This window comes from Mesorhizobium sp. M7A.F.Ca.CA.004.12.1.1 (genome assembly GCF_003997835.1).
In the GTDB taxonomy this organism is placed as follows: Bacteria; Pseudomonadota; Alphaproteobacteria; order Rhizobiales; family Rhizobiaceae; genus Mesorhizobium.
In genome coordinates, this window is sequence record NZ_RZRK01000545.1 from 1 (window position 1) to 4,178 (window position 4,178).

Here is a 4,178-nt window from a genome sequence, read left to right on the forward strand (position 1 = left end):
GCCCAGACTCGGTCGTGCGAGAGCATGCTCGCTCTCCTTCGGTGCAGGAAAAAATACCTTTCCCTTCTAGTCTTGGAATGTCGTTTTGTCCACCGGTCGTGAGTGGTTGCAAACGTTTCCGTCGATCGCGGAAAGTCCGACTACCGGGATCGACCGACACCCTTGGCCAAGCTGCGCAGACCCTGGTGCGATGTCATGAAAATCCGCTCCGTTTGCGTCGGTGGCCGCGGGTTCACGGCACGACCAAGTGCCGCAACGACCTCGCCAATCTCAAGAAAGTTGCGAGCCTTGCGATCGTAGACGCCGGCTGTCGTCAGGATCAACGCGGCCGTCTCGCCATTGTCGAGGACGAAGCGGTGCTTGCCTACAACCTGGGTGCCTTCCCAGGTCTCGATCGAGGACACCACTTCGAAGCGGCGCCACAGCCTGATCTCGCGTGCATAGACCGCTTGCAGTCCGCCCATCATCGGCGCCCAGCCATTCTTCCTTGCCAGCGTGATGAGGCCTGCACGAACAAACAGGTCGATGCGGCCGAGATCGGCCAGCATCATGTAGCGCGCATTGTTGAGATGGATGTTGAAATCGATGTCGGTCGGCAGGCAGCGGAAAGCCAGCCGGCCTTCGCCGCCCATCACATAGGGGCCACGGCTGCGTGCCGTGGCCATCATGCGCACCATGCGCGCCCAGACATACATTACAGCGCCCCATGTCCTCTTGGACGCGCAAAGGTCGCTGCAAGACGCTTGATTTTGCCCATGCGTCAGGCTGCCTGCTTCACGTCGCCTTTCGCATAGGGATCGAAGCGCTGGTAGAAGGTCTCGCCTTTCTCGGCCATGTCGAGCAGCAGCTTGGGTGCCTTGAACTCGGCGCCGTATTTCTTCTGCAGGTTCTTGGCGATCTTCACGAACGCCTTGGCGCCGATGCCGTCGATGTAGGACAGCGCACCGCCGGTGTAGGGCGCGAAGCCGAAAGCGAGGATCGAGCCGACATCGGCCTCGCGCGGGTCGGTGACGATGCCTTCTTCCATCACCCGCGCCGCTTCCAGCGCGATGGTGACCAGCAGCCGCTGCTGCAGTTCCTCATAATCGACCTTCTCGGGTGCAAGCTGCGGATAGAGCTCCCTAAGGCCCGGCCATAACTTCTTCTTGGCGGGCTTTGCCGGGTAATCGTAAAAACCCTTGCCGTTCTTGCGGCCGAAGCGGCCGTGATCGTCGACCATGGCGTTGATCAGCGCCATCTGCTTGGGATCGACCGCCTTGTCGCCCAGATCCCTGATGGTCTGCTTCATGATCTTCTGGGCAAGGTCGATGGCCGTCTCGTCGGTCAGCGCCAGGGGGCCGACCGGCATGCCGGCCGCCTTCGCTGCATTCTCGATCATCGGCGCGGGAACGCCCTCGATCAGCATCTTGTAGGCTTCCGACATGTAGCGCAGCACGCAGCGATTGACGTAGAAGCCGCGCGTGTCGTTGACGACGATCGGCGTCTTCTTGATGGCGCGAACGAAGTCGATGGCGGTGGCCAGCGCCTTGTCTCCGGTCTTCTTGCCCAAAATGATCTCGACCAGCATCATCTTGTCGACCGGCGAGAAGAAATGGATGCCGATAAAGTTTTTCGGCCGCGCCGAATTCTTCGCCAGGCCGGTGATCGGGATGGTGGAGGTGTTCGACGCGAAGATCGCCGATGGCTTCAGCACGGCCTCGGCCTGTTCGGTGGCGCTCTTCTTCACGCTCGAATCCTCGAAAACGGCCTCGACCACCAGATCGCAGCCGGCAAGGTCGGCATAGTCCGCCGTCGGCGTGATCAGCGACAGCAGTTTGTCCTTGTCCTCCGGCTTGGCGCGGCCCTTCTTGACCTGATCCGAGATCAGGCCGTCGGAATGCGCCTTGCCCTTGGCAGCCGACTCCAGATCACGGTCGAGCAGCACCACCGGGATGCCGGCCTTGGCGGTGACATAGGCGATGCCCGCGCCCATGAAGCCGGCGCCGAGAATGCCGATCTTCTTGAATTTGGTTTCGGGCACGCCGGCCGGGCGGCGGGCGCCCTTGTTCAGTTCCTGCAGCGACACGAACAACGAGCGGATCATCGCCGCCGCCTCCCTCGTCTGCATGATCTCGGTGAAATAGCGCTGCTCGATGCGCAAACCGGTGTCGAACGGCACCAGCAGGCCTTCATAGACGCATTTGAGGATCGCGGCGGCGGCCGGATAGTTGCCGTAAGTCTCACGACGCAGGATGGCGATGGCCGGCGGCCACAGATTGAAGCCGGCGGGCGAATAGATCTGGCCGCCGGGCAGCTTGAAACCTTTCTCGTCCCATGGCGCCACCGGCTTCAGGCCATTCCTGATCATCGCCTTGGCGGTCTCGACGAGCCTGGCCGGCTCGGCGATCTCATGGATCAGGCCCATAGACTTGGCCTTCTGCGGCGACAGTGTCTGGCCCGAGGTCAGCATCTGCAGCGCCTGCTGCTGATCGGTCAGCCGCGGCACGCGCTGGGTGCCGCCGGCGCCCGGGAAGATGCCGATCTTCACCTCGGGAAGTGCCATCTTCACCTTGTCGCTATCGGCGGCGACACGGCCGTGGCAGGCGAGCGACAATTCGAAGGCGCCGCCCATGCAGGTGCCGTTGATCGCCGACACCCACGGCTTTCCGCAAGTTTCCAGCTTGCGGAACAGGCCGGTCATCATGCCGGCATTGTCGAACAGCGCCTTGGTCGCCCTTTCGGCGTCCTTGCCCTTTTCCGCGGCGAAGGTCGTCAGCATCTTCTGCAACAGGGTAATGTCGGCACCGCCGGAGAAGGTGTCCTTGCCGGAGGTGATCACGGCGCCCTTGATGGCGGCGTCACCAGCCACCTTGTCGACAATGGCGTTCAATTCTCGCATCGCCTCTTCGGTGAAAACGTTCATCGAGCGGCCAGGCATGTCCCAGGTGACCAGCGCAATGCCGTCGGCGTCGATGTCGAGGGTGAAATTGGTGTAGCTCATCGTTTCTCTCCCCGTCAGACGCGTTCGATGATGGTTGCGGTTCCCATGCCGGCGCCGATGCACAGCGTCACCAGAGCCGTGTTGAGATCGCGGCGCTCGAGTTCGTCCAGCACCGTGCCGAAGATCATCGCGCCGGTGGCGCCGAGCGGATGACCCATGGCGATAGCGCCGCCATTGACGTTGATCCTGTCGTGATCGATGTCGAACGCCTGCATGTAGCGCAGCACCACCGAAGCGAAGGCTTCGTTGAGCTCGAACAGGTCGATGTCCGAGAGCTTCATCTTGGCGCGCTTCAACAGCTTCTCGGTGACGTCGACCGGGCCGGTCAGCATCAGCACCGGCTCGGAGCCGATGTTGGCGAAGGTACGAATGCGCGCGCGCGGCTTCAGCCCCATCGCCTTGCCGGCTTTCTTCGAACCGAGCAGCACGGCGGCGGCGCCGTCGACGATGCCGGACGAATTGCCGGCATGATGGACGTGATTGACCTCTTCCACCTCGGGATGCTTCTGCACGGCGACGGCATCGAAGCCGCCCATTTCGCCTGGCATGACGAAGGACGGGTTGAGCGAGGCCAGCGACTGCATGTCGGTCGACGGGCGCATATGTTCGTCATGGTCGAGGATGGTCAGGCCGTTCTGGTCCTTGATCGGGACGACGGAATTCTTGAAGCGGCCATCGGCCCAGGATTTGGCGGCGCGCTTCTGGCTCTCGACCGCATAGGCGTCGACGTCGTCTCTGCTGAAGCCGTATTTGGTGGCGATCAGGTCGGCCGAGATGCCTTGCGGCACGAACCAGCCGGGCAGGCCGACCGAAGGATCCATGAACCAGGCGCCGCCCGAGGCGCCCATGCCGACACGCGACATCGATTCGACGCCGCCGGCAATGACGATCTCATCGGCGCCCTGGGCGATCTTGGCGGCGCCGAAATTGATGGCGTCGAGCCCGGAAGCGCAGAAGCGTGAGATCTGCATGCCGGGCGCCTTGGTGTCGTAGCCGGCCTCGAAGGCGGCGGCGCGCGGAATGACCGAACCGGCTTCGCCGACCGGATCGACGCAGCCGAAGATGATGTCATCGACAGTGCCGGTGTCGAGCCCATTGCGATCGCGCAGCGCCTCAAGCGTCTTGGCGGCAAGCCGCACCGCCGGCACCTCGTGCAGCGATCCGTCCTTCTTGCCCTTGCCGCGCGGTGTGCGCACGG

3 protein-coding genes are annotated in these 4,178 nt (G+C 62.9%); all 3 read right to left on the reverse strand.

The genetic code is table 11. From position 1 onward, the window contains the following. Positions 1-140: 140 nt before the first annotated feature. The 3 genes from EN984_RS24670 to EN984_RS24680 all read right to left on the reverse strand — a co-directional run bounded on the left by EN984_RS24670 (position 141) and on the right by EN984_RS24680 (position 4,176). A complete protein-coding gene (locus EN984_RS24670) occupies positions 141-695 on the reverse strand; it encodes a thioesterase family protein (protein WP_127268615.1) in 555 nt (184 codons plus the stop codon). Positions 696-760: 65 nt separating this feature from the next. Beyond that, positions 761-2,980 carry a 3-hydroxyacyl-CoA dehydrogenase NAD-binding domain-containing protein gene (locus tag EN984_RS24675; RefSeq protein ID WP_127268616.1) on the reverse strand — a complete coding sequence of 740 codons (2,220 nt, stop codon included), beginning with the start codon at positions 2,978-2,980 and terminating at the stop codon, positions 761-763. Positions 2,981-2,994: 14 nt separating this feature from the next. Further along, positions 2,995-4,176: an acetyl-CoA C-acetyltransferase gene (locus EN984_RS24680; RefSeq protein ID WP_245480109.1), complete on the reverse strand. Its 1,182-nt coding sequence runs from the start codon at positions 4,174-4,176 to the stop codon at positions 2,995-2,997. Positions 4,177-4,178 lie beyond the last annotated feature (2 nt).